The sequence below is a fragment of the Yeguia hominis genome, from assembly GCF_014384705.1.
GTDB classification, from domain to species: Bacteria; Bacillota; Clostridia; order Oscillospirales; family Acutalibacteraceae; genus Yeguia; species Yeguia hominis.
In genome coordinates this window covers 51,365-74,757 of sequence record NZ_JACRSN010000016.1, presented here as the reverse complement: position 1 = coordinate 74,757, position 23,393 = coordinate 51,365, and the positions used below count along the sequence as shown (strand labels likewise).

Annotated in this window: 22 protein-coding genes, 2 rRNA genes and 1 pseudogene; all 25 read left to right on the top strand. The window is 51.5% G+C overall.

Annotated features, from left to right (window positions below; all coding sequences use genetic code 11):
* Positions 1 to 165: ribosomal RNA gene (locus tag IAG03_RS10550) — 23S ribosomal RNA — on the top strand; the annotation flags it as partial.
* Between the two features lie 513 nt (positions 166 to 678).
* Positions 679 to 858, top strand: a complete 180-nt coding sequence (locus tag IAG03_RS10545) for a hypothetical protein (protein WP_249319994.1) — start codon at positions 679 to 681, stop codon at positions 856 to 858.
* 50 nt (positions 859 to 908) lie between these two features.
* Entirely contained in the window at positions 909 to 1,397 is a 489-nt protein-coding gene (locus IAG03_RS10540) for a hypothetical protein (RefSeq protein ID WP_249319993.1), read from the top strand.
* A gap of 320 nt (positions 1,398 to 1,717) precedes the next feature.
* Complete coding sequence (locus IAG03_RS10535) at positions 1,718 to 2,167, top strand: hypothetical protein (RefSeq protein ID WP_249319992.1); 450 nt, start codon at positions 1,718 to 1,720, stop codon at positions 2,165 to 2,167.
* Positions 2,168 to 2,262: 95 nt separating this feature from the next.
* Positions 2,263 to 2,379: ribosomal RNA gene (gene rrf / locus IAG03_RS10530) — 5S ribosomal RNA — on the top strand.
* A 203-nt stretch (positions 2,380 to 2,582) separates the two neighbouring features.
* Positions 2,583 to 3,772, top strand: a pseudogene (locus IAG03_RS10525) (IS256 family transposase).
* 164 nt (positions 3,773 to 3,936) lie between these two features.
* Positions 3,937 to 4,659: a recombinase family protein gene (locus IAG03_RS10520; RefSeq protein WP_249319991.1), complete on the top strand. Its 723-nt coding sequence runs from the start codon at positions 3,937 to 3,939 to the stop codon at positions 4,657 to 4,659.
* A gap of 142 nt (positions 4,660 to 4,801) precedes the next feature.
* Positions 4,802 to 5,515 carry a UMP kinase gene (pyrH, locus tag IAG03_RS10515; protein WP_249319990.1) on the top strand — a complete coding sequence of 238 codons (714 nt, stop codon included), beginning with the start codon at positions 4,802 to 4,804 and terminating at the stop codon, positions 5,513 to 5,515.
* A gap of 25 nt (positions 5,516 to 5,540) precedes the next feature.
* Entirely contained in the window at positions 5,541 to 6,095 is a 555-nt protein-coding gene (gene frr / locus IAG03_RS10510; protein WP_249319989.1) for a ribosome recycling factor, read from the top strand.
* A 3-nt stretch (positions 6,096 to 6,098) separates the two neighbouring features.
* Positions 6,099 to 6,833, top strand: a complete 735-nt coding sequence (gene uppS / locus IAG03_RS10505; RefSeq protein WP_249319988.1) for an undecaprenyl pyrophosphate synthase — start codon at positions 6,099 to 6,101, stop codon at positions 6,831 to 6,833.
* Positions 6,834 to 6,836: 3 nt separating this feature from the next.
* On the top strand, positions 6,837 to 7,658 hold the full coding sequence (locus IAG03_RS10500) for a phosphatidate cytidylyltransferase (protein ID WP_249319987.1): 822 nt from the start codon (positions 6,837 to 6,839) through the stop codon (positions 7,656 to 7,658).
* Between the two features lie 148 nt (positions 7,659 to 7,806).
* Positions 7,807 to 8,955 carry a 1-deoxy-D-xylulose-5-phosphate reductoisomerase gene (locus IAG03_RS10495; protein WP_249319986.1) on the top strand — a complete coding sequence of 383 codons (1,149 nt, stop codon included), beginning with the start codon at positions 7,807 to 7,809 and terminating at the stop codon, positions 8,953 to 8,955.
* 13 nt (positions 8,956 to 8,968) lie between these two features.
* Complete coding sequence (locus IAG03_RS10490; RefSeq protein ID WP_249319985.1) at positions 8,969 to 10,039, top strand: M50 family metallopeptidase; 1,071 nt, start codon at positions 8,969 to 8,971, stop codon at positions 10,037 to 10,039.
* Between the two features lie 18 nt (positions 10,040 to 10,057).
* Complete coding sequence (ispG, locus tag IAG03_RS10485; protein ID WP_249319984.1) at positions 10,058 to 11,104, top strand: flavodoxin-dependent (E)-4-hydroxy-3-methylbut-2-enyl-diphosphate synthase; 1,047 nt, start codon at positions 10,058 to 10,060, stop codon at positions 11,102 to 11,104.
* Positions 11,105 to 11,148: 44 nt separating this feature from the next.
* The gene (locus IAG03_RS10480) at positions 11,149 to 14,964 is read left to right on the top strand and encodes a PolC-type DNA polymerase III (protein ID WP_249319983.1); all 3,816 of its coding nucleotides are present in this window, start codon (positions 11,149 to 11,151) and stop codon (positions 14,962 to 14,964) included.
* A 107-nt stretch (positions 14,965 to 15,071) separates the two neighbouring features.
* A complete protein-coding gene (gene hisZ, locus IAG03_RS10475; protein ID WP_249319982.1) occupies positions 15,072 to 16,286 on the top strand; it encodes an ATP phosphoribosyltransferase regulatory subunit in 1,215 nt (404 codons plus the stop codon).
* Positions 16,283 to 16,921 carry an ATP phosphoribosyltransferase gene (gene hisG, locus IAG03_RS10470; RefSeq protein WP_249319981.1) on the top strand — a complete coding sequence of 213 codons (639 nt, stop codon included), beginning with the start codon at positions 16,283 to 16,285 and terminating at the stop codon, positions 16,919 to 16,921. The genes hisZ and hisG overlap by 4 nt, the downstream gene beginning before the upstream one ends.
* Complete coding sequence (gene hisD / locus IAG03_RS10465; protein ID WP_249319980.1) at positions 16,918 to 18,222, top strand: histidinol dehydrogenase; 1,305 nt, start codon at positions 16,918 to 16,920, stop codon at positions 18,220 to 18,222. The genes hisG and hisD overlap by 4 nt, the downstream gene beginning before the upstream one ends.
* The gene (gene hisC, locus IAG03_RS10460) at positions 18,210 to 19,271 is read left to right on the top strand and encodes a histidinol-phosphate transaminase (RefSeq protein ID WP_249319979.1); all 1,062 of its coding nucleotides are present in this window, start codon (positions 18,210 to 18,212) and stop codon (positions 19,269 to 19,271) included. The genes hisD and hisC overlap by 13 nt, the downstream gene beginning before the upstream one ends.
* On the top strand, positions 19,271 to 19,849 hold the full coding sequence (hisB, locus tag IAG03_RS10455) for an imidazoleglycerol-phosphate dehydratase HisB (RefSeq protein WP_249319978.1): 579 nt from the start codon (positions 19,271 to 19,273) through the stop codon (positions 19,847 to 19,849). Before hisC ends, hisB begins: the two co-directional genes overlap by 1 nt.
* Positions 19,850 to 19,915: 66 nt before the next feature.
* Complete coding sequence (gene hisA, locus IAG03_RS10450; RefSeq protein ID WP_346726135.1) at positions 19,916 to 20,989, top strand: 1-(5-phosphoribosyl)-5-[(5-phosphoribosylamino)methylideneamino]imidazole-4-carboxamide isomerase; 1,074 nt, start codon at positions 19,916 to 19,918, stop codon at positions 20,987 to 20,989.
* A gap of 23 nt (positions 20,990 to 21,012) precedes the next feature.
* On the top strand, positions 21,013 to 21,339 hold the full coding sequence (gene hisE, locus IAG03_RS10440; protein WP_249319977.1) for a phosphoribosyl-ATP diphosphatase: 327 nt from the start codon (positions 21,013 to 21,015) through the stop codon (positions 21,337 to 21,339).
* A 122-nt stretch (positions 21,340 to 21,461) separates the two neighbouring features.
* Positions 21,462 to 22,448 (top strand): biotin--[acetyl-CoA-carboxylase] ligase, encoded by a 987-nt coding sequence (locus IAG03_RS10435; protein WP_249319976.1) that lies wholly within the window; start codon positions 21,462 to 21,464, stop codon positions 22,446 to 22,448.
* The gene (locus IAG03_RS10430) at positions 22,445 to 23,005 is read left to right on the top strand and encodes a biotin transporter BioY (RefSeq protein WP_249319975.1); all 561 of its coding nucleotides are present in this window, start codon (positions 22,445 to 22,447) and stop codon (positions 23,003 to 23,005) included. Before IAG03_RS10435 ends, IAG03_RS10430 begins: the two co-directional genes overlap by 4 nt.
* Positions 22,992 to 23,393, top strand: a complete 402-nt coding sequence (locus tag IAG03_RS10425) for a DUF1284 domain-containing protein (protein ID WP_249319974.1) — start codon at positions 22,992 to 22,994, stop codon at positions 23,391 to 23,393. Before IAG03_RS10430 ends, IAG03_RS10425 begins: the two co-directional genes overlap by 14 nt.

The following is a 23,393-nucleotide window of genomic DNA, read 5'->3' as shown; positions in this document are numbered from 1 at the left end:
CGGATAAACGCTGAAAGCATCTAAGCGTGAAGCCGGCTCCAAGATAAGATATCCCATGGCGTAAGCCAGTAAGACCCCCGGAAGACTACCGGGTTGATAGGCTGCGAGTGTAAGCATGGCAACATGTTCAGCGTGGCAGTACTAATAGGTCGAGGGCTTGACCAAGTGTTTGTTCTTTCCTTTATCTTTCCTTCTTTCCTTTATTCGGTTTTCAGGGCGCAATGTTTTAAGCCTATCTTTTGATAGGCTTTTTTTCTTTTATCTGCCGAAATTTCGAAAATATTTGTTGATCGTTTCAAAATAATATGATAGGCTAGAATTGATGGTTAGCATGGATCAGAAGGCGTAACTATGATGGACCATACAGTATCCCAAATTTAATTGTCAGCTTAAAATCTTAATATTGTATTTTAATTTTTTCTTGAAAATGTCCGAGAATGTCTAAGCAACGAATGAAGGATCAATCCGATTGCAACTTGATTTGCATGATTTGATAAGGGGTCTGAGTGTCAACCAAAATTTCGGTGAGGAAGTAGACAGCCCTGACAAGCCGCCGGAAAAATTGATGGCGAGCTTGCCGTATCAAAGGGAGATTGTTATAAGCTTTGAAAATCTGTCGAGCAAATCAAGGTGGCGAAGCCCAGTATTGCTGCTGTAACGGAATGAGGTGAGGCGATTATGTTTGACTTTTTTATCGCGTTGTTCGGGGGCGCTTTTTGGGGCGCAAGACTTCATTCGGAGAAGAAGCAACTGAGGGAATTCGACAAGAAACAGGCTGCCATAAAAGACGCTTATGATTCCGGTGTACAGGCTTGGGATGCATCGGTGATTGAGATAAGGCCCTCGAAAATGAGCTGACAGAACGTCTGCAAAGGGATAAAGAATTTAGATATGCAGCAATTCAGAAGATGCGAGAAGAGCTCGGTGAGGACATTCCAGAAGTATTCGGTTATCCTACCCCTCGTTCAAATACGCTTAGGTACCTGCTTGCACAGAAAGGAAAACTGCTCGCTGCAGATGCCTCACAATTTGGAATTCGGGTTGTTGCGCCTCAACCGTATAACAACTATGACAAAATGCGTTGGAGACAAGAAGTAAAATTGATTCGTTGGATGGATTCCAAAATAAAAAGTTTCGTTCCGGACGCGACTTTAATGTTTAAGAGTGCGACGGCTTATGATAGCGAACCACTGCCAGCCAATGATATCTCTGACTATGATGGCGGAGTTTTCTTTTGGGATGCCGCTTCTTATGCGACCTATAGTAGTAGGTTTGAGCCAACGCAGGAACAGAAAGAAAAAGAGGCAAGGCTTTCTAATGCCTGTGGGGTTTTCGCAGGAATTTTGATTTTAATTTTTGTTGTGGTTATTGCTATTCTTGCGTTTAGAAGCATTTGACCGAAAGAGCTGGCAAATCGAGTTTACACCCTGAACATGGCTCGGCGCATTTTATTTTTGCCGATATCTACTGGTAACGGGAAAAACGCTTCTGTGTGTATGTGGGGTGTGACGCGTTTAAAGAATTTTTCTTTCCTACATAATGATGTTGCTATTTGTGTGATCTTTTTTAGATACGTCTTTAAAAACCGGACAAATCACGACGGCAGCCTGGGAATAAGAATGTGATGAAAATTTCGATGTCGTAATCTTGATGGCACACCGAGTTGCGTTTTTTTAATGATGAGATCATTGAATTTGTTGTAAAGGAGAAATGAAAGATGAGTGTCGCGAATGTTTTTGTTGGTTTTTGGATTTTAATTTCGGTTGATGTTCTCTTGAGTTTTGGTCTGCAAATTATGTTGGCGCTTGCTGTTTTTTATGATGCAAAAGCGCGCGGAAATTCAGAACCCTTGATGTGGGCACTTTTGGTCGGGCTTTTGGGTTTGGTTCCAGGGGTTATTTATTTATGCATGCGGGATTCTGCGAAAAATCGGATGATTGTTTGTCCGCAATGCCATGCAGTGCATGCGATCGGACTTCCCAATTGTCCACAATGCGGAGTTTATAACCCGTATTGCTATCCGTTTTGCAATCCGGAGATACCGATGTATGCCAAAAAGGCCAAAACATTTTTTATTATCGCAATGATCCTTCTTGCTGTTACGGTAATTGTCATGTTTGTAGCGATGTGGATTATGATTGTCGGGATGGTCAGCCAAGCAGGTTGAATCGGACTCAAAAATTTTTTAAAAAATGAAAAAAACACTTGCATTTTCCGGAAGAGTATGATATTATATTGAAGTCGGGCAGGAGCCCGGCAAGAGTTGGTGTTGATGACGATGAGGGTCCACCCGTTCCCATCCCGAACACGGAAGTTAAGCTCATTGGTGCCGAAAATACTTGGCTGGTGACGGCCTGGGAAAATAGGAAGATGCCAACATGTAAACCGCCTTTATAGGCGGTTTTTTTGTTTTCTGTAATCATTTGTTATGCAACACGACCGCGTGTGGTTCGGATATTTCTTTCAAGACGGATAAGGTAAGATAAGCTGCGCAAATTGAAACGAACAAAAAAGAAGACATCGCTTGCAGGCTCTGGCAGAATGAAGTCACCACACAAACATTCGAAAGGAGACAGCAAACGATGTCCGAGAAAATTGTACAGCTAAACGAGGAACTAATCAAGGGGCAGATCAGGGAATTGGTCCGAAGCAGCGCGGAAGAAGCCCTGAACGAGCTGCTGGAAAAGGAGGCGGAGCCCCGACACAGGCCGCCCGCTATGAGCGCAGCGAGGCCCGTCAGGGCTACCGCAGCGGCCGCTATAACCGGAACCTCACCACGACCTCCAACGACGTTACGCTCCACATGCCGCGTCTCAAGGGTGTGTCCTTCGAAACGTCCATCATCGATCGGTATCGCCGCCGGGAGAGCAGCGTGGAGGAGGCTCTCATCGAGATGTATCTGGCAGGCGTTTCCGTGCGCCGTGTGGAGGACATCACCGAAGCCCTGCGGGACAGCAAGGTCTCGCCCGCTGCCGTCAGCGAACTAAATAAGAAAGCCTACGTCCACATTGAGGACTGGCGGAACCGTCCTTTGCAGGGCGGACGCTATCCGTATGTCTACGTAGATGGTATTTACCTGCGCCGCAACTGGGGCGGAGAGTACGAAAATGTCGCCATTCTGGCGGCATTTGCCGTGAATGAGGACGGGTTTCGTGAGGTTCCGGGCGCTGCCGAGGGGATGAAAGAGAACAAGGCCAGCTGGGTCAGCTTCTTCCAGTGGCTGCGCGGACGGGGTCTGGACGGCGTAAAGCTCCTCGTCGGCGACAAGTGCATGGGGATGCTGGAGGCCGTGGGCGAAGTATTCCCAGATGCCAAATACCAGCGCTACATCGTGCATTTCTACCGCAATGTTTTCTCTGCTGTGCCAAAATCAAAGGTCAAAATTGCAGCGAAAATGCTCAAGGCGATCCACGCGCAGGAGAGCAAGAAAGCCTCCTGCGAGAAGGCAAAGGCTGTTGTTGCCGAGTTAAAAACAATGAAGCTGAAGGAGGCTGCCAAGAAGGTCGAGGACGGCATCGAGGAGACGCTGACCTGCTGTGATTTTCCCAGCGAGCACTGGACGCGTATCCGCACCAGCAATGTGATCGAACGGCTGAACCGTGAGATCCGCCGCCGAACACGCGTGGTGGGAACATTCCCTGACGGTAACTCTGCGCTGATGCTGGTCTGCGCGAGGCTTCGCCACGTGGCTGGAACCCAATGGGGCAACAAGAAGCACATGAATATGAACCATCTGGAGGCGGCTTTGAACGACGTCCCTATTGCCGGCTGACTTCATTCAGCCGGAGTCTGCAAACCTTTTTGCGCATAAATCTTGACAGTACCTGAAAAATCAGGTCAATAAATTTCTTAGCACGTTTTTTCAAAGCCGCCGGTTATTCCGGCGGCTTTTCTTTTCTGTTTTATAAAAAAGGGGAAAATTTGGAAGTCATTCGGATGCGAAAATGCCGGAATGGGGAAAAGACCTGCTATAATGATATTTTCAGCGCAACGAAGGCGTGTAAGGGAAGGGAGAGTGCAAAGGTGACCTATGGTTATATCAGGGTATCCACCAAAGAACAAAATGAGGTCCGGCAATTGGTCGCGTTGTCAGATTACGGAATTGAAAAACGCTACCTTTATATGGACAAACAATCCGGAAAGGATTTTGAGCGTCCGGCCTACAAACGAATGATGCGGAGAATGCGAAAAGGGGATTTGCTGGTTGTCAAAAGCATCGATCGTCTGGGCAGAAATTATACGGAGATTATGGAACAGTGGCGCATCATAACGAAGGAAAAGGGCTCGGACATTCGGGTGCTGGACATGCCGCTGCTCGATACGACGCAGGCCAAAGATCTTCTCGGAACGCTGATCAGCGATATTGTCCTTCAGCTGCTTTCCTTTGCGGCAGAAAATGAGCGTGTCAATATCCGGCAGCGGCAGGCAGAGGGGATCGCGGCGGCCAAGGCGCGCGGCGTTCAGTTCGGAAGACCCAGAAAGGCGATTCCGGAAGCATTTTGGGGGGCGTATTGTGCCTGGCGGGAAGGCGGCCAGACCATTCGGCAGGCTGCAAAGCAATGTGGCATGCCGCAGACCACGTTCTACATAAAAGCCAAAAGGCAGCAGGAGCTGCTGACCCTTTTAATTTTACAGGACACCTCAGAATTAGACGCCTGATAAGGAAAAATTCTCCGCAAAAGCGCACGCTACACCGGTTTGTCCAGAGAAACTTACCGAACAAACACAGGATTCGATAGGAAATACTTTACTTTATGAAACGGGTATTGTAAAATAGAAAAAACGAAGGGAAGGTGTTTTCGTGGAACCGAAATATAAACGGGTTTTACTGAAATTGAGCGGAGAAGCGCTTGCTGGAAATATTGGGCATGGAATCGATTTCGACACCGTGTTAAAAATATGCCGTCCGATCAAAGCTGTCGTGGAAGCGGGAGTGGAAATCGGAATTGTTGTCGGCGGCGGAAATTTCTGGCGCGGAAGAAGCAGCGGGAAGATGAACCGGACGCGGGCTGATCATATGGGAATGCTCGGAACGGTAATCAACGCGCTGGGCGTTGCAGATGGACTGGAGCAATTAGGCGTTCCGGTGCGTGTGCAGACGGCCATTGCAATGCAGCAGGTTGCAGAGCCGTATATCCGGAATCGGGCGGTCCGGCATTTGGAAAAAGGCCGTGTCGTCGTTTTTGGCTGCGGAACCGGAAATCCGTTTTTCTCAACGGATACTGCTGCGGCGCTCCGTGCGGCGGAAATCGAAGCCGATATTATTTTGAAAGCTACCATGGTCGATGGTGTTTATGACAGCGATCCCAAAAAGAATCCGAATGCAGTGCGGTATGATACGCTGACCTTTACGGATGTTTTGGCGAAGGATCTCAAAGTCATGGATGGAACCGCGGCAACAATGTGCCGGGATAATCATATTCCCATTTGCGTGTTCAGTCTGGAAGATCCGGAAAACATCTACCGGATTATTTGCGGAGAATCCATTGGAACCATGGTTACCATGCAGGAATAAAACGATTGGGAAAGGGGCACCAACAATGAAAGAGGTCATGAAAACAGCAGAGAGCAAAATGCAGAAAACCATTACCGTCCTTTCAAACGAATTTGCATCGATCCGTGCCGGCAGGGCAAATCCGGAGGTCCTGGATAAAATTCATGTCGATTATTACGGAACGCCGACGCCGATTAACCAGGTTGCAGCGGTTTCGGTCTCGGAGGCGCGGGTGCTGACGATTCAGCCTTGGGATGCATCGATTTGCCGTGCGATTGAAAAAGCAATTCAGACGTCCGATCTCGGCGTGAATCCGCAGAGCGACGGAAAGACGATCCGTCTGATTTTCCCGCCGCTGACGGAAGAACGGCGCCGCTCTATCGCAAAAGACATTTCCAAAATGGCAGAAGAAGCCAAAGTGGCAGTTCGGTCGGTGCGCAGAGATTCGATTGATAAGCTCAAACAAATGAAGAAAAAGAGCGAGATTACAGAGGACGATCTCAAGCAGGCAGAGAAAAAGATGCAGGATCTGACGGATAAAGCCTGCAAGGACATCGATGGCGTCCACGCGAAAAAAGAAAAAGAAATCATGGAGATTTAACGGATGCGCCTTTTTTCAAAAAAACGGCAGCAGCCACAGCGGGTGCTGCCGCGGCATATCGGGATTATCATGGACGGAAACGGGCGTTGGGCGCAGAAGCGCGGATTGCCGCGTTCTGCGGGACATACGGCGGGCGCCGCAAATTTTAAAACCATCACCCGGTACTGCAGTGCGATCGGGATTGAATATTTGACGGTTTATGCGTTTTCGACAGAAAACTGGAAACGTCCCAAAGACGAAGTCGGCGCGCTGATTGTTCTTTTTAAGCAGTATTTGGAAGAAGCGCTGCGAGACTTTTTGGATGATGATATCAAAGTCCGCTTTATTGGGGATACCACTGCCTTTCCGGAGGAGCTGCAGACGCTGATTGCAGAAACGGTGGAGGTTTCGAAAAACCGCACCGGGATGGTGCTGAATCTGGCGATGAATTATGGCGGCCGGGCGGAAATAGTCGGCGCTGTCCGCCAAATCTCCCAGGATACAAAGGACGGAAAGCTTGCGCCGGAAGAAATTACGGAAGAAACGATTTCTGCTGCGCTTTCCACAGCCGGGCAGCCGGATCCGGATCTCATTATCCGTCCAAGCGGAGAACACCGCATCTCAAATTTCCTGCTCTGGCAGTCTGCTTATTCCGAATATGTCATTATGGATATCCTGTGGCCAGATTTTAAGCCCCGGGATTTGGAAGCTGCAATTGATGAGTATTCTCATAGAAAACGTCGGTTTGGAGGTGTCTGAGCGTTGGGAAAACGAATTTTTTCTGGCGCAATTCTGGTTCTTGTGACCATTGCCGTTGTGGTGTTTAACCGGTCGTTTCCGCTGCTTTTGCCGATTGTCATCGCATTGATTTCGGCGGCCTCTGTGTATGAGCTGGCGGGCGCCGCGGGGGTCTCAAAGAATCTTTGGCTGACAGGTCCAAGCCTGATTTTAGCTGTAGCAGTTCCGTTTCTAATTTCGACTCCGTGGATCGGACTTGCGCTGTTTCTGTATACCGTCGTGCTCTTTCTTGTGCAGCTGCGCGTGCATGCAGATTATACGTTTCGGGAAATCGGCGTTCTGTACAGTATGACACTCCTCATACCGCTTGCACTCAGCTTGGCGGTTCCCCTGCGGGATGAACATGAAAAATACGGAATCGTTCTGGTTGTGTTCTGTATTGCGGTCGCCTGGGTTTCGGATGCCGGTGCGTTTTTTGCGGGAAAATTTTTGGGAAAGCATAAATTGTGTCCGAATATCAGCCCCAAGAAGACCGTAGAGGGACTTTTGGGCGGGTTTGTGCTCAATTTCCTGTTTATGATGTTGGCCGGCGTCGTATTAGAGGCGGTCTACGGCGCGGAGATTTCCGTTTCCTATTTGTCCCTAGTTTTGCTTTCCATTGGAGGAAGTGCAATTTCTGTTTTGGGAGATTTGAGTTTTTCGCTAATTAAGCGCGGCTGCCATATCAAGGACTTTGGAAATGTAATTCCGGGACACGGCGGATTCCTGGATCGGTTTGACAGCGTCATTTTCACAACGCCGTTTGTGTATTATCTGACTTTGTTTCTGCCGGCTATTTTAGCTTGACGGATTTTTGCGGAAAGAGTTGTTTCGTGCCGCCGGCGCGCAGCTCTTTCCTGTTTTTTTAGAAAAAACGAGCGCATCGGTTGCATCGAAGAGATCCGAAAAACAAATCGCACCGAAGCGTCCTAAAATAGAAAATTGGGGAATAATAATGAAAACGAATCTTTCTTTGTTGGGGTCTACCGGATCGATTGGGACTCAAACGCTGGATGTGGCGCGTGCGCTGGGACTGAAGGTTTCGGCGCTTGCAGCACATTCGAATATTACGCTTCTGGAGAGCCAAATCCGGGAGTGGAAACCGAAACTTGCGGTGGTATATGAGACGGAAGCTGCTGCGCACCTGCGCGCTGCGGTGCGGGATCTGCCGGTTCGGGTGCTGTCCGGGATGGAAGGCCTTTGCGAGGCCGCATCGCTTCCGGAGGCCGACGTGGTCTGCAATGCGGTTGTCGGGATGGTTGGGCTGCAGCCGACGCTTGCTGCGGCGAACGCAGGAAAAGATCTGGCTCTTGCCAACAAAGAAACGCTGGCAGCAGGCGGCGCGCTTGTGATGGAGACCGTTCGAAAAAACGGCGTGCGGGTTTTTCCGGTAGACAGCGAACACTCTGCGATTTTCCAGTGCCTGCAGGGCTGTCCGGAACGCGGGGCACTGCGCCGGATCCTACTGACGGCATCCGGAGGTCCGTTCTTTGGAAAAACGCGGGAAGAACTCAAAACTGTCACGCCGCAGGACGCGCTTCGGCATCCAAACTGGGAAATGGGAAACAAGATTACGATCGACTGCGCAACCATGATGAACAAGGGCCTTGAGGTGATTGAGGCGTCCTGGCTCTTTGGCTTGCCGGAGGATCGGATCGATGTGGTTGTGCATCGCGAGAGTATTGTGCATTCTCTGGTGGAATATGTGGACGGCGCGATGCTCGCACAGCTTGGCACTGCGGATATGCATATCCCAATTCAGTATGCGCTGACCTGGCCGGATCGAAAACCGTCGGTTGCGCCGCCGCTTGACCTGGTCCGATGCGGAACGCTTCGATTTTTTGCGCCGGACGATGAAACATTTCCCTGCCTTGCGGCTTGTCGGGAGGCGCTGCGCCGAGGCGGCCTGACGCCGGCAGCAATCAATGGGGCTAATGAGGTTGCGGTACAACTGTTTTTGCAGGGAAAACTTTCTTTCCCAGCAATTGGAGAGATCGTCCGGAAAATGGCGGCAACCACGATTCCGGGCGGAAGTCTTGAAGAAATCTTGGATGCAGACCGGGAAGCCCGTGCATCTGTCCGGCAGATTGCCGGCATGAAATGAGGTGTAGTGTTCATTGACAACCGTTTTACTGATTCTCATCGCGATCCTCTTGTTTGGATTGATTGTTTTTGTACACGAATTCGGCCATTTTTTTACGGCGAAACTGGCCGGGATTAAAGTCAACGAATTCGCGATTGGCATGGGGCCGAAGCTGATTCGTTTTGGAAAAGGGGAGACCAAGTATTCTCTGCGGCTGTTCCCAATCGGCGGATTTTGTGCCATGGAAGGCGAAGACGAAGCGAGCGAAGATGCCCGGGCATTCGGCAATAAGCCGGTCTGGAAGCGGATGATTGTGGTAGTTGCGGGCGCCGTGATGAATATGGTGCTCGGCTTTTTACTGATGATGATTCTGCTTTGTCAGGAACCGAATTTTGCAAGTACAACGGTTTCCAAATTTACAGAGGATTCCGCGACACAGGCAGCTGGGCTGGAGGTCGGCGACCGGTTTTATTCCATCGACGGATACCGGATTTTTACGGACCGCGATTTGAGTTTTGCGCTGGCGCTTGCGGATCCGCACGATGTGGATTTGGAGGTTGTGCGAAACGGATCGGTACTTTCGATTCCGAATGTTGCCTTTCATACGGTCGAGCAGGATGGAACAGAGATTTTGTCACTGGATTTTTACGTGCAGCCGCAAGCCAAAACAGTCTGGACGTTGATCCAAAAGACCGGCGCGGAAACCGTTTCGGTGGTACGGATGGTTTGGACCAGTCTGGCGGGCCTGGTGACAGGCCGGTTTGGGCTTAACGATGTTGCCGGTCCGGTCGGCACTGCGCAGGCGATTACACAGGCGGCCTCTGCAGGACTGCAGTCTGGATTCGGGGATGCAGTCAACAATATTTTACTGATGATGATCATCATTACCGTCAACCTCGGGATTGTCAACTTGCTTCCGCTGCCGGCGCTTGACGGTGGGCGCCTGCTGTTTTTAATCGTCGAGGGAATCCGCAGAAAGCCCGTTAATCCGAAATATGAGGGCTGGGTGCATGCTGCGGGATTTTTCCTGCTGATGGCTTTTATGCTGCTGATTACGTTTAATGATATCGTGCGCCTGGTGACCGGGCAGGGGCTTGGCGCGTAGTTGCCGGGAGGAATCAAGATGGTTCGGAAACAAACAAAACAGGTATCGGCCGGAACGCTGAAAATTGGCGGCGGCGCGCCGATTTCCGTACAGTCTATGCTGAATGTCCCGGCGGATGACATTGCCGGGTCGGTTGCGCAGGCCAAAGCGCTGGAGGCGGCAGGCTGCGAACTGATTCGGGCGGCGATCCCGGATCAAAACGCGGTTCGGCTGATCGAAGCGATCAAAAAAGAAGTGCAGGTTCCGCTGGTTGCGGATATCCATTTCGATTACCGCCTTGCGCTGGAATCAGCTGCTGCCGGAGTGGACAAGATCCGGATCAATCCGGGAAACATTGGCGGAGAGGACCGGGTCAAAGCAGTGGCAGAGGCCTGCCGTGTTCGGAAGATTCCGATTCGGATCGGGGTTAATTCCGGGTCGCTGGAGCCGCACATTTTAGAGAAATACGGCAAACCGACGCCGGAAGCACTTTGCGAGAGCGCGCTCTATCATGCGTCTCTGCTTGAAAAATTCGATTTTACGGATATTGTGCTCTCAATCAAGTCTTCAAATGTGGATACGATGATCCGCGCCTATGAGCTTGCGTCGGAAGCGTGCGCATATCCGCTGCATTTAGGTGTGACGGAGGCGGGCACCGCCCGGATGGGAATGCTCAAATCTGCGATCGGAATCGGAAGCCTTTTGCAGCGCGGAATCGGAGACACCATTCGGGTGTCTCTGACGGCGGATCCGGTGGAAGAGGTTTTTGCCGGCAAAGATATTTTAAAAGCGCTTGGCCTTTGCGGCGGCGTGAAGCTGGTTTCCTGCCCGACCTGCGGCAGAACAAAAATTGATTTGATCGCGCTTGCGAAAAAAGTCGAAGCTGCGCTTGCAGGGTGCCCGAAAGATCTCACGGTCGCAGTAATGGGCTGCGTTGTGAACGGACCGGGAGAAGCGCGGGAAGCAGATATCGGAATTGCGGGCGGAGACGGCGTCGGGTTACTATTCCGCAAGGGGAAAATCATCAAAAAAGTTCCGGAAGAGGAACTGCTGGAAGCGCTGCTTGCGGAAGTCGCCGCAGGATAAGTGCGTCCAATGGGGAATTTCAAAGAGAAGGATGTTGCATTTTTTTGAAAACGGTTAACGAACTTTTTAGTGCATACATAACGCTGGACGGTCTGGGTGCGGAACTCTGCGAGGCGACAGTGGAAACCCTTTCTGTCAATCGGGACACACGCACGCTGGAAGGAACCTTGTCGCTTTCGTCACTGGTTCCCAGAGACAGCCTCTTTCTTTTGGAAAAGCGTCTGGAAGAATCGGCACTTCAGGTGCACCGCGTCCGGCTTTTGCCGCGGTTTTCGTCGTGCCCGTTTGTTCCGGAATATTTTCCGGAACTGGTCAAAGAGCTCCGCAGACGGGATGCAACGATCAACGGGAGCCTCAAAGATGCGGCAGTTTCGGTTTCCGGCAATCTTTTGATGGTTTCGCTTTCTCACGGCGGCGCAGAGATTTTAAAGGCCCGCAAGGTGGATCGGGCGATTCTCTCTTTGATTCGCGAGGAGTTTGGAACCACTTTTCAGGTGGAATTCGGCGGCGTTGTTTCTCTTGAGGGCATGACAGAACAGTCTGTCGGGCAGATTGAAAAGGCAACGGAAGAAAAGCGCCGGGAAAGAATTGCCGGCGAAATTGAAAACTATGAAGCGATGATGCGCGATGCCGAAAAAAAGAAGGAACGGCAGCGAAAGACAACGGCAAAGACGATTAACCTGCGGCGCGGCGCAGAAATGCTGCCGACGATTCAGCCGGATACGGCGCGCGAAATTTACGGAAGAATGCCGAAAGGAAAAATTTCTCCGATTGCCAATGTCTCTACCGAGGACGGCAAGGTGACGATTTGGGGAGAAATTTTCCTGCTCGAAACGAAGATTACCCGGGACGGTTCGCGCAAAATTTATACCATCAATATTACAGACTATTCATCTTCCATGACGCTTAAGCTTCTGATGAATATCAACGACTGCAAGGCGGTGGACACGCTTGCCAAAGGCATGTCGGTGATTGTCAGCGGTGCGCTGGAATTTGATAAATATGACCGGGAAATCGTCATGCGGCCGGACAGTATCGCGGCAGTGGAACAGATTAAGGTGGATGACGACGCGCCGAAGAAGCGGGTTGAGCTGCATCTGCACACCAATATGTCCGGACTGGACGGCATCAATCCGATCGAAGATTATATCCGGCGTGCGGTTGCCTGGGGCCATACGGCGATTGCAGTGACCGATCACGGCGTGGTACAGGCGTTTCCATATGCGCACGACGAGGTGGAACGCGCCCGGAAAAACGGGGCGGAGCTGAAGATGATTTACGGCGTAGAAGCCTATTTCGTCAATGATACCGATGCCAAGGCCCGAAATGTCGCACTCAATCTTCCGGAAGGAGAAGACCTGGTCAAAAAGCTGGAGTATTTCCACCAGGTAATCTTGGTGAAAAATAAGGCCGGACTGAAAAACCTGTATCGGCTGATCTCGATTTCCCATTTGGAGCATTTTTACCGCAAGCCCCGGATTCCGAAAAGCCTTCTGGAGCAGTACCGGGAAGGGCTGATCATCGGCGGGGCGTGTGAACGCGGGGAGATTTTCCGTGCGATTGTAAACGGGGAGTCCGACGAGACCGTCAAGGAAATTGCTTCGTTCTACGATTATCTGGAAATCCAACCGATTGAAAATAACCGCTTCATGATTCGAAACGGCACAGCTGCGGATGACGAGGCGCTGCGCGACTATAACCGGCGCGTTGTCCGGATTGCGGATGAACTCGGCAAGCCGGTTGTTGCAACCTGCGATGCCCATTTTCTGGATCCAAAAGATGCGCAGTACCGGAATATGCTGATGATCGGCCATTATGACGATGTCCCGACGAAGCTGTTTTTCCGCACAACCGCAGAAATGCTCGACGAATTTTCCTATCTCGGTGAGGAAAAAGCCTATGAGGTGGTCGTGACCAATCCCAATTGGATTGCGGAACAGACAGAAGATTTGATCCCGGTGCCGAAGGACCTCTATGCACCGGTGATTGACGGCGCCGAAGAGAAGCTCAACAGCATGTGCTGGGCAAATGCCAAGAAGAAATACGGAGATCCGCTGCCGGAGATTGTCGAAACCCGGCTTGCACGTGAGCTCGGTGCAATCAATAAATATAATTATTCCGTTTTGTACATGACCGCGCAGATGCTGGTTTCCAATTCTGAAGAACACGGCTATCTTGTCGGCTCGCGTGGTTCGGTCGGTTCGTCTTTTGTTGCAAGTATGGCGGGTATTTCAGAGGTAAATCCGCTGATGCCGCATTATGTTTGCCCGGAGTGCCATTACAGTGCGTTTATCACGGACGGTAGTGTGGGGTCCGGGTTTGACCTTCCACAGAAAAACTGCCCGAACTGCGGCATTCCGCTTGACCGTGACGGGCACAATATTCCGTTTGAAACATTTTTGGGCTTTGAAGGCGATAAAGTTCCGGATATCGACCTCAACTTTTCCGGCGAATACCAGACCCGGGCGCACCGGTACACAGAAGAAGTGTTCGGTCGTGAAAATGTGTTTAAAGCAGGAACCATTGGAACCATTAAAGAAAAAACGGCGATTGGTTTTGTAAAAAAATATGAAGAGGAAAAAGGAATTGTCCTGCACCGTGCAGAAGAACTGCGGCTGGCGCTCGGGTTTACCGGTGTCAAGCGCACAACGGGACAACATCCGGGCGGAATGGTTGTTGTGCCGCGCGGGATGGAGGTTTACGATTTCTGTCCGGTCCAGCGCCCGGCCGACGACGCAACGTCCGACAGTATTACAACGCATTTTGAATTTAAATCGATGCATGACACGCTCTGCAAACTCGATGAGCTTGGGCACGATGTGCCGACCATTTACCGGTATTTGGAGGACTACACCGGCATTCCGGTTATGAAAGTTTCGATGAGCGATCCGGAGGTGATGTCCCTGTTTACCTCGACTAAGGCGCTCGGGGTGACGCCGGAGGATATCGATTCTGAAACCGGCACCTTTTCGCTGCCGGAGGTTGGAACCAGCTTTGTCCGCGGGATGCTGATTGAATCCCAACCGAAGACCTTCTCGGATCTTTTGCAGGTTTCCGGCCTTTCCCACGGAACGGACGTCTGGCTTGGCAACGCGCAGGATCTGATCAAAAACAAAGTTTGCACAATTTCGGACGTCATCGGTACGCGTGACAGTATTATGACCTACCTTTTGCTCAAGGGGCTTAAACCGAAAAGCGCGTTTAAAATTATGGAGATTACCCGAAAGGGAAAGGCAAAAAAACTGCTGACAGAAGAGTATTTGACGGAAATGCGGGAACATGATGTGCCGGAGTGGTACATTGATTCCTGTATGAAAATCAAATACATGTTCCCGAAAGCGCACGCGGCGGCCTACATGATCGCAACGCTGCGGCTGGGATGGTACAAGGTGCATTATCCGATCGAGTACTATGCGGCGTACTTTACGGTGCGCAACGAGGATTTTGACGGAAATGTTGCAATTCGGGGCAAAGATGCCGTTTGCCGCAGAATGGCGGAAATTAAAAACAAAGGCCGGGAGGCTTCCGCAAAGGAAATTTCCTCGGTGGCAACTTTGCAAATTATCAACGAGATGCTGGCGCGAAAAATCGAGCTGCTGCCGGTTGATCTGTATCGTTCGGATTCCAGAAAATTTTTGGTGGAGGACGGAAAAATCCGACTGCCGTTTGTTGCATTGCCGGAAGTCGGGGAATCCGCTGCCAATAGTCTTTACGAAGCGGCGCGTTCCGGAGAACGATACAAATCGATCGAAGACTTGCAGGGCAGAGCAAAGATTTCAAGTGCTGTAATTGAAAAACTTGCAAATGCGGGCGCTTTGGAAGGGTTGCCGCAAAGCAGCCAGCTGAGTTTGTTCGGCTGAACGCAGGGAGCAACCCGGTTGCTCCCTGTTTTTTTATTATTGACAAAAAGATTTTTATATGTTAGCATATTAGCAAGCTAAAGCAAAAGAAAGGGCGTGACCGGCCAATGAAAAAATATAATAAAATTACTCCGGAGGGGACAAAAGACCTCCTGTTCGGAGAATGCTTTGCGCGTCGCAATGTGGAACGGAAGCTTTCCGGGCTTTTTGCTTCCCGCGGATTTCACGAGGTCGTCACGCCGGGTCTGGAATTTTATGATGTCTTTGCGCTGGAGGGCGCGGGGATTTCGCAGGAAGAGATGTATAAAGCGACGGACCGCGCAGGCCGCACGGTTGTTTTTCGCCCGGATCTGACCATGCCGATCGCGCGCCTGACGGCAACCCGCCTGCAGAATCAGCCCAAACCGGTTCGGCTTTATTATACACAGCCGGTTTACCGCAATGACCACGGCAGAACCGGCAGAAGCCATGAGATTACGCAGACCGGTGTGGAGCTGCTCGGTGCAGGCGGATTGCGGGCGGATCTGGAGGTCATTACAGCAGCGGTTGAGGCGATGAATCTCTGTACGCCGGATTTCCGGCTGGAAATTGGACATGCGGGATTTTTCCGTGCCTTGGCGGCGCATCTGCCGGTTTCCGAAGAAACGCGGGAGGATGTCCGGGCGGCAATTGAGTCCAAAAACTATGCGGCGCTGAATACCATTTTGGATTCGCTGGAGGATTCCGCGCCTGTGCGTGCAATGCGGCGGCTTCCCCGCCTGTTTGGAGGAGAGGAAATTTTTGAAGAAGCAGAGGCCTACTGCATCGACGAAGAAAGCAGAAAGACGCTTGCTTATTTGCGCGAAGTATACACCATGCTGGCCAGCTTAGGGTTGGGACAGAAACTTCTGGTCGATTTGAGTCTGGTTCAGCGGATCGATTATTACACGGGAATTATCTTCAGCGCGTACGTTGAGGAGTATGGAGATGCCGTCCTTTCCGGCGGACGGTATGACAATCTGCTGGCAATGTTCGGTGCGCCGATGCCGGCAATCGGGTTCGCAGTGAATGCGGATGCGCTTGCGGGAATTGCCATGCTGCGCGGAGAGGTGCCGGAAGTTCCGGCGGCAAAGGTTTTGGTATACGGTGATCCCGGATATGAGCTGAAAGCGCTTGCGCACAGTACCCGATTGACACAAAACGGAATCCGGAGCGAAACATCCGTGTTTGAAACACGCGAAGAAACCTTGGCGTATGCGCGGCAGCTTGGAATTGAACGCGTGGATTTTGTCGGAGAAAAAACAGAGACGGTTGCGATAGGCCGGGATGGAGGTGCCCAATGAAACCCATTCGGATAGCCCTGACAAAAGGACGGTTGGAGAAAGACACGGTTGCGCTGCTGGAAAAGGCGGGGTACGATTGCACGGCAGTGCGGAATAAAGGTCGGCGGCTGATTTTGCCGGTCGGAGACGGCTCGTTTGAGGTCGTACTGGCAAAGGCGGCGGACGTGATTACCTATGTGGAGTACGGCGTGTGTGATATCGGCGTCGTCGGAAAAGACACCATCATGGAGAGCGGCGGCAGCTTTTATGAAGTGCTGGATTTTGGGTTTGGAAAATGCCGGTTTGCGCTGGCAGGACCGAAGGACCGGGATTTTTACAGCGGTTATACAGTAAAAACGATTGCATCGAAATACCCTGCGGTTACGCGCGCGTTTTTTGAGAGCAAGGCGATGGATATCCGGGTCATAAAGATCGAGGGTTCTGTTGAACTGGCACCGCTGCTGGGACTTTCGGATGCCATTGTCGATATTGTAGAGACCGGTTCGACACTTCGGGAAAACGGTTTGCAGGTCATTGAAACCGTCGCGGAGATTTCTGCACGGATGATCGTCAATCCGGCAAGCCTGAAATTGCGCAAGGCGGAAATCGAGGCCTTTGCCGATAAATTGGAAGCTGCGAAGGAGGAAATGGAATGATCCAGATCATCAAAGGAGATCGAAATACCTGCGAGGCATTTATTGCGCAGCTCAAAACACGCGACGAAGAAAAAGGGCGCCGGGTCGACAGCGCGGTTGCAGAAATTCTTGCTGCTGTCCGGAAGGACGGAGATGCGGCAGTCCGGCAGTACACGAAACAATTTGACGGTGTGGAACTGGGAGCCTTGGAACTTCCGCAAGAGGAAGTCAGGCGGCTTGCGGAAGCGTCTGCACCGGAGCTTCGACAGGCAATTGCGCACGCGGCGGAAAATATTCGGGCCTTTCATGAGCGGCAAAAGCAGCAAAGTTGGTTTGAGACCCGTGCCGATGGCGTTATGGTCGGCCAGAGAGTGCGTGGGCTGAAGCGCGCAGGTATCTATGTGCCGGGCGGCACGGCAGCGTACCCCTCTTCGGTTCTGATGAATGCAATTCCTGCAAAAATTGCCGGCGTGGAAGAGGTTGTAATGGTGACGCCGCCTTCCAAAGACGGCGGCATGAATCCGGATATTTTGGCGGCGGCTGTGGCGGCCGGCGTGGATCGGGTGTTCTGTATTGGCGGCGCGCAGGCTGTGGCGGCGCTGGCTTACGGGACAGCGTCTGTGCCGAAGGTCGATAAAATCGTCGGACCGGGAAATATCTATGTCGCAACGGCAAAAAAGCAGCTTTACGGCGTGGTGGACATCGACATGATTGCAGGTCCGAGTGAGATTCTCATCATGGCAGACGAAACGGCGGATCCGCGCTATCTGGCGGCAGACTTAATGTCTCAGGCGGAGCACGATGTGCTGGCGTCGGCGATTTTGCTGACTACCTCGGAACGCCTTGCAGAAGAGACCGATCGGGAGATTGCCCGGCAGATCGCCGGTCTTTCGCGCAAAGAAATGATCGAAGCGTCTCTTTCCGGATTCGGTGCAGCAATTGTTTGCGATTCGATTGACGTTGCACTTGATTTTGCCAATACCTTGGCGCCGGAACATGCGGAAATTTGCACGAAAAATCCAATGGAGCTGCTGGGACGGCTGGATAATGCCGGTTCCGTGTTCCTCGGAAACTATTCTCCGGAACCGATCGGGGATTACTACGCAGGACCGAATCACGTCCTGCCGACAGGCGGAACGGCCCGCTTTTTCTCTCCGCTTTCTGTGGATAGTTTTGTCAAGAAATCCGGTTTTATCTATTATACACAGGACGCGCTGATGGCAGCCAAATCGGATGTCATCACGCTGGCAAACGCGGAGGGCCTGACGGCGCATGCGAATGCAATTGCAGTGAGGGCGGAGGAATTGGAATGTATGCGCTGAATGAAAAAGTAAAGAACCTGGTGCCGTATAGTCCGGTTGTCGGAACTTATCCGATCCGGCTGGACGCCAATGAATCCTGCTTTAATGCATCGGAAGCACTGCGGGCGGAATTCGCAGAGGCAATGATGCAGGCAGCGTACAATCGTTACCCGGACCCTTCGGCAGGCGCGCTCTGTGCGGCGTTTGCGGAATATTATGGGATTGATGCGCGTTACGTTACGGCGGGAAACGGATCCGATGAGCTGATTTCAGTCATCATGAACGCATTTTTGCTGCGTGGAGAACGGATGCTTACCCTGACGCCGGACTTTTCCATGTACCGGTTTTACGGGTCGCTGGCAGAGGCGGAATGTGTAGAATTTCCAAAAGACGACATGCTGAAAATTGATGTCGACGCCGTCATCGCAACATGCCGCCGGGAAAATATCCGGATGCTGATTTTCTCGAACCCCTGTAATCCGACATCAATCGGCCTCGACCGCGAAGCAGTGCGGCGGCTGATTCGTTCGGTGGATGCGCTCGTCGTGCTGGACGAAGCCTATATGGACTTTTGGGATCAGAGCCTTCTGCAGGAGGCGCCGACGTATGAAAATTTGATCGTTCTGCGAACCTGTTCAAAGGCGTTCGGTATGGCGGCACTCCGGCTGGGATTTGCGGTTGCAAATGATACGCTGATCCGGGTGCTTCGCGCGGTAAAATCGCCGTATAATCTGAACACCGTTTCGCAGGCGGCCGGTGCAGCGGTTTACCGCCGAAAGGAAGAAGCAAAAGCTGCAATTTCTAGAATTCTGGCGTCCAGAGATGTGTTGTACGCCGGATGCAAGGCGCTGGAATCGCAATTTCCGGATAGGCTGGCAGTACTTGAAAGTGTGACCAATTTTGTGTTGATCCGAACAGCGGAGGCCAAGCCCATTTATGAAGCATTGCTGCAAAAAGGCATTGCCGTGCGGCTCATGAAAGGCTGCCTCCGCGTGACTGCGGGGACAGAGGAAGAAGATCGCGCCGTGCTTTCGGCGCTGGAATCGATTTTAAAAGAGGGGGAATCCTGATGCGGCGTGCAGCAGAGATCCGTGAGACCAAAGAAACGGTAATTCAGGTCGATCTGAACCTGGACGGCGGCGCGGTGGAGATTTCTACCGGAATCGGCTTTTTTGACCACATGCTTACGGCCTTTGCGGTGCACGGCGGGTTCGGGCTGACCGTAAAGGCAAAAGGCGATCTGCAGGTGGATTGTCATCATACGGTAGAGGATACCGGGATTGTGCTCGGAAAAGCGTTTGCAAAAGCTTTGGGGGATTTTTCCGGAATCCGGCGGTACGGCAGCTTTTATGTACCGATGGACGAAGCGTTGGTGCTTGCGGTATGCGACCTGAGCGGGCGGGCGTATCTTGCGTTTCGGGCGGAGTTTCCCGAAGAACGGATCGGGACCTATGACAGCTGTATGACCGAGGAGTTTCTGCGGGCATTTGCGGTCAACGCCGGCATTACCCTGCACATCAAAGAGGAATACGGAAAAAATTCCCATCATATTACCGAAGCGGTTTACAAGTCTCTGGGGCATGCGCTCAAAGAAGCGGTGACACGCTCCGGCGGGGAAAATCCTCTTTCCACGAAAGGCGTTTTGTGATAGGATATAAATGAAAACCGGCATTGTGCAGTGGAAAGGATGCCGGTCGGAGAGGAGTGGAAGGACATGATTATTTTACCTGCAATTGATTTAAAGGATGGGGCCTGCGTTCGTCTGATCCAGGGAGAATACGATACCGCACACAAAGTTGCGGAAGATCCGGTTGCAACTGCAAAAGGATTTGAACATGATGGCGCAGTCTGGATGCATGTGGTTGACCTGGATGGTGCGAAAGCCAAAAAACCGGTCAATCAAGAGGTGATTTTAAACATTGTACGGAACACGGGGCTGCAGGTAGAAGTCGGCGGCGGAATCCGGGATATGGAAACGGTCGATTTTTATCTCAAAAATGGTGTGGCAAGGGTAATCCTCGGCTCTGCCGCGCTGAATAGCCCGGATTTTGTCCGGGAAGCCGTACAGAAATATGGGGAACAAGTTGCCGTCAGTATCGATGCGCGCAACGGAAAGGTCGCGGCGGACGGCTGGACAGAAACGACTGAGGTGGATTACCTCGATATGGCGGCGGAAATGGAAAAAGCCGGTGTGCAAAACATTATTTTTACAGATATTGCGCGCGACGGCACGATGAATGGTCCGAATCTGGATATGCTTGACCGGCTGAATTATGCGTTTTCGTTCCATATCATTGCGAGCGGCGGGGTCAGTAGCCTAAAAGATATCATCAATCTGACCAACCTCAATCTGTACGGGGCAATTTGCGGAAAAGCCCTGTATTCGGGTGCGCTGGATCTGAAATCGGCGATTACGGTTGCTGGTTTGGTCGAAGAGAGCGCTGCCCGGCGTCAGAAAATGCCGACTTTGGAGCGGTTCTTTCAAAAAAGCGGACTGATTCCAGCCATCGTTCAGGAAGAAGGAACCAACGAGGTTTTGATGCTCGCTTATATGAACCGGGAGTCGCTGAAACTGACAATTGAGACGGGCCGCACTTGGTTTTACAGTCGGAGCCGGCATGAACTCTGGAATAAGGGTGCCACCTCCGGTCATTATCAGGATGTTGTCTCGATTACAGCGGATTGCGACAATGATACGCTGCTTGTAAAGGTCCGGCAGACAGGCCCGGCCTGCCATACCGGCGCACATAGCTGTTTCTTCCGCGAAATTCAAAAAAGAACGTTGTGATGGAAACGAAAGGATTGGAAAATATGGACGAAGCAATGAAGGCCTTGTATAAAACGGTACTGAGCCGCAGAGAAACCAAGGCGGAAGGTTCCTATACCTGTTATCTGTTTGAAAAAGGGCTGGATAAGATTTTGAAAAAATGCGCAGAAGAATGCGGAGAAGTTCTGATTGCCGCCAAAAACGGCAACCCGGAAGAAACGGTCCTGGAGATTGCGGATTTGCTGTACCACCTGACGGTGTTGATGGTCAACGAGGGCATTTCGCAGGAAGCGGTTGCGGCGGAATTGGAAAAGCGCAGTGAAAAAACAGGAAATTTAAAGACTTTTCATCAGGTTGACAAAAATACGTAAATAAAAAAGAAGGTGCAGCCACTGCATCTTCTTTTTTACTCGAAATGTCAACCCTCATTTAAAATTTGGTTGACATGCCAGGTGAAAGCCGATTATAATAAAAGAAAGAAAGGGGTGAGTGTATGCATGTCAGAGAAGCAGTTCTGGAAATTTTAGAACAGAATAAAGGAACCGAATATCCGGGAGCGGAGCTTGCCAGAATGCTTGGCGTCAGCCGGAATGCAGTCTGGAAAGCAGTTCAGGAACTGAAGAAAAAGGGCTATCCGATTGAAGCGGTCGGCAAAAAGGGCTACTGTTTGTCCGGCGAGAGCGATATTCTTTCTCCGCAAAGCATCGGCTTTTGGCTTTCCGATTTTAAAACCCCGTTGCAGTTTGAAGTTTACGAGGAGGTTCCCTCCACCAATACCATTCTCAAACAAAAGGCGGAAGCGGGTGCGCCGGAGGGGCTTGTCTGCGTGGCCAACCGGCAAACAATGGGAAAAGGCCGTTTGGGGAGAAGTTTTTATTCTCCGCCTGATACCGGAATCTACATGAGTATTTTGCTGCGTCCGACGCTTCTCGCGCAGGATGCGCTGCTCATAACAACTGCGGCGGCAGTTGCCGTTGCACGGGTCATAGAAACAGCGAGCGGACGCCCGGCACAGATCAAATGGGTCAATGACGTTTATTGTGACGGCCGGAAGGTTTGCGGAATCCTGACGGAAGCTTCCATGAATTTTGAATCCGGCGGTCTTGCCTATGCGGTGTTGGGGATCGGGATCAACATTGCGCCTCCGGCAGGCGGATTTCCGGAGGAAATTTCCTCGATTGCAACCGCTCTATTTGGAGAGAACGCCCATGTCTCCGGCATTCGGAGCCGGCTGACTGCAGAAATTTGCAGAGCATTTTTTGAGTTGTATACAAAACTGCCGGATAAAACGTTTATGGAGGAATACCGCAGCCGATCGTTTTTGATCGGGTGCGACGTCGATGTCCTTTCTCCGGGCGGAAGCCGTCCGGCTCACGTGCTGGATATTGACGCGGATGCCAATTTGGTGGTGCGCTTTGCAGACGGCGCCGTTCAATCTCTTTCTTCCGGAGAAGTTAGCGTAAGGAGAAGATCAACATGACAAATACAAAACGAATCACAACAAAGGAACTCGTGCTGGGCGCCGTGTTTACAGCGGTTCTGATCGTTCTTTCCCAGCTTTCCATTCCGCTTCCGAGCGGGGTGCCGATCACACTGCAAACTTTTGCAGTCGCGCTGTGCGGGTATGTTTTGGGCTGGAAGCTCGGACTCTGTTCCGTTGGCGTCTATGTACTGCTTGGACTTGCCGGCGTTCCGGTGTTTTCAAATTTTTCAGGCGGAGCAGGTGTCCTGTTCGGAATGACCGGCGGATTTATTTTTGGATTTCTTGCCATGGCGGCGCTTTGCGGGGTTTCCGTTCGGTTTCAAAATCCGGCCATTTGCATTGCGTTGGGGCTTGCTGGACTATTGACGTGCCATTTGGCGGGCGCTGTCCAGTTTTCTCTGGTTACCCAAAATACCGTTTTGCAGTCATTCCTGATTGCATCGGTGCCGTATTTGATCAAAGATGTTCTTTCGGTCGCGGGCGCCTATTTGGTCGCGCTTGCAGTACGAAAAGGGCTTGCGGCGGCGCATCTGACGGGCTATGCTTCAAATTAGAGCGCATCATCTGTTCTGTACGGCGCTTTTTGAAGGCTGCGGATACGATGAGAGCTTTTCCCGAGAGATGGAGCGAATCCTGCAATGTCTGCAAATGAAACCGGAAATGCGCATCCGCCTTTGCTGTGGAGAAGCGGATCCGCTCTGCCTGCATTGTCCCAATCATACGCCGGATGGAGGATGCCGTTTGGGGACGGAAAATGTGCGAATGCGTGACCAGATACTTTTGCAGGCATTTTCTCTGCACCCTGGACGATACCGGTATGCAGAACTCCGGGCGCGTCTCAAAACAGGAACGAAAGCAGATTTTGAAGCGGTTTGCGGCGGATGCCGCTGGAAAGAAGCCGGATTTTGCAGCTTTTCAAAACTGCAAAAGGCGTTGCAATAA

Excerpts from the sequence above, each read along its gene's own strand:
- IAG03_RS10545 (WP_249319994.1), top strand. The coding sequence starts at position 679 with ATGTTTGACTTTTTTATCGCGTTGTTCGGGGGCGCTTTTTGGGGCGCA.
- IAG03_RS10540 (WP_249319993.1), top strand. The coding sequence starts at position 909 with ATGCGAGAAGAGCTCGGTGAGGACATTCCAGAAGTATTCGGTTATCCT.
- IAG03_RS10535 (WP_249319992.1), top strand. The coding sequence starts at position 1,718 with ATGAGTGTCGCGAATGTTTTTGTTGGTTTTTGGATTTTAATTTCGGTT.
- IAG03_RS10520 (WP_249319991.1), top strand. The coding sequence starts at position 3,937 with ATGCGAAAATGCCGGAATGGGGAAAAGACCTGCTATAATGATATTTTC.
- frr (WP_249319989.1), top strand. The coding sequence starts at position 5,541 with ATGAAAGAGGTCATGAAAACAGCAGAGAGCAAAATGCAGAAAACCATT.
- uppS (WP_249319988.1), top strand. The coding sequence starts at position 6,099 with ATGCGCCTTTTTTCAAAAAAACGGCAGCAGCCACAGCGGGTGCTGCCG.
- IAG03_RS10495 (WP_249319986.1), top strand. The coding sequence starts at position 7,807 with ATGAAAACGAATCTTTCTTTGTTGGGGTCTACCGGATCGATTGGGACT.
- ispG (WP_249319984.1), top strand. The coding sequence starts at position 10,058 with ATGGTTCGGAAACAAACAAAACAGGTATCGGCCGGAACGCTGAAAATT.
- hisZ (WP_249319982.1), top strand. The coding sequence starts at position 15,072 with ATGAAAAAATATAATAAAATTACTCCGGAGGGGACAAAAGACCTCCTG.
- hisG (WP_249319981.1), top strand. The coding sequence starts at position 16,283 with ATGAAACCCATTCGGATAGCCCTGACAAAAGGACGGTTGGAGAAAGAC.
- hisD (WP_249319980.1), top strand. The coding sequence starts at position 16,918 with ATGATCCAGATCATCAAAGGAGATCGAAATACCTGCGAGGCATTTATT.
- hisC (WP_249319979.1), top strand. The coding sequence starts at position 18,210 with ATGTATGCGCTGAATGAAAAAGTAAAGAACCTGGTGCCGTATAGTCCG.
- hisB (WP_249319978.1), top strand. The coding sequence starts at position 19,271 with ATGCGGCGTGCAGCAGAGATCCGTGAGACCAAAGAAACGGTAATTCAG.
- hisA (WP_346726135.1), top strand. The coding sequence starts at position 19,916 with ATGATTATTTTACCTGCAATTGATTTAAAGGATGGGGCCTGCGTTCGT.
- hisE (WP_249319977.1), top strand. The coding sequence starts at position 21,013 with ATGGACGAAGCAATGAAGGCCTTGTATAAAACGGTACTGAGCCGCAGA.
- IAG03_RS10435 (WP_249319976.1), top strand. The coding sequence starts at position 21,462 with ATGCATGTCAGAGAAGCAGTTCTGGAAATTTTAGAACAGAATAAAGGA.
- IAG03_RS10430 (WP_249319975.1), top strand. The coding sequence starts at position 22,445 with ATGACAAATACAAAACGAATCACAACAAAGGAACTCGTGCTGGGCGCC.
- IAG03_RS10425 (WP_249319974.1), top strand. The coding sequence starts at position 22,992 with ATGCTTCAAATTAGAGCGCATCATCTGTTCTGTACGGCGCTTTTTGAA.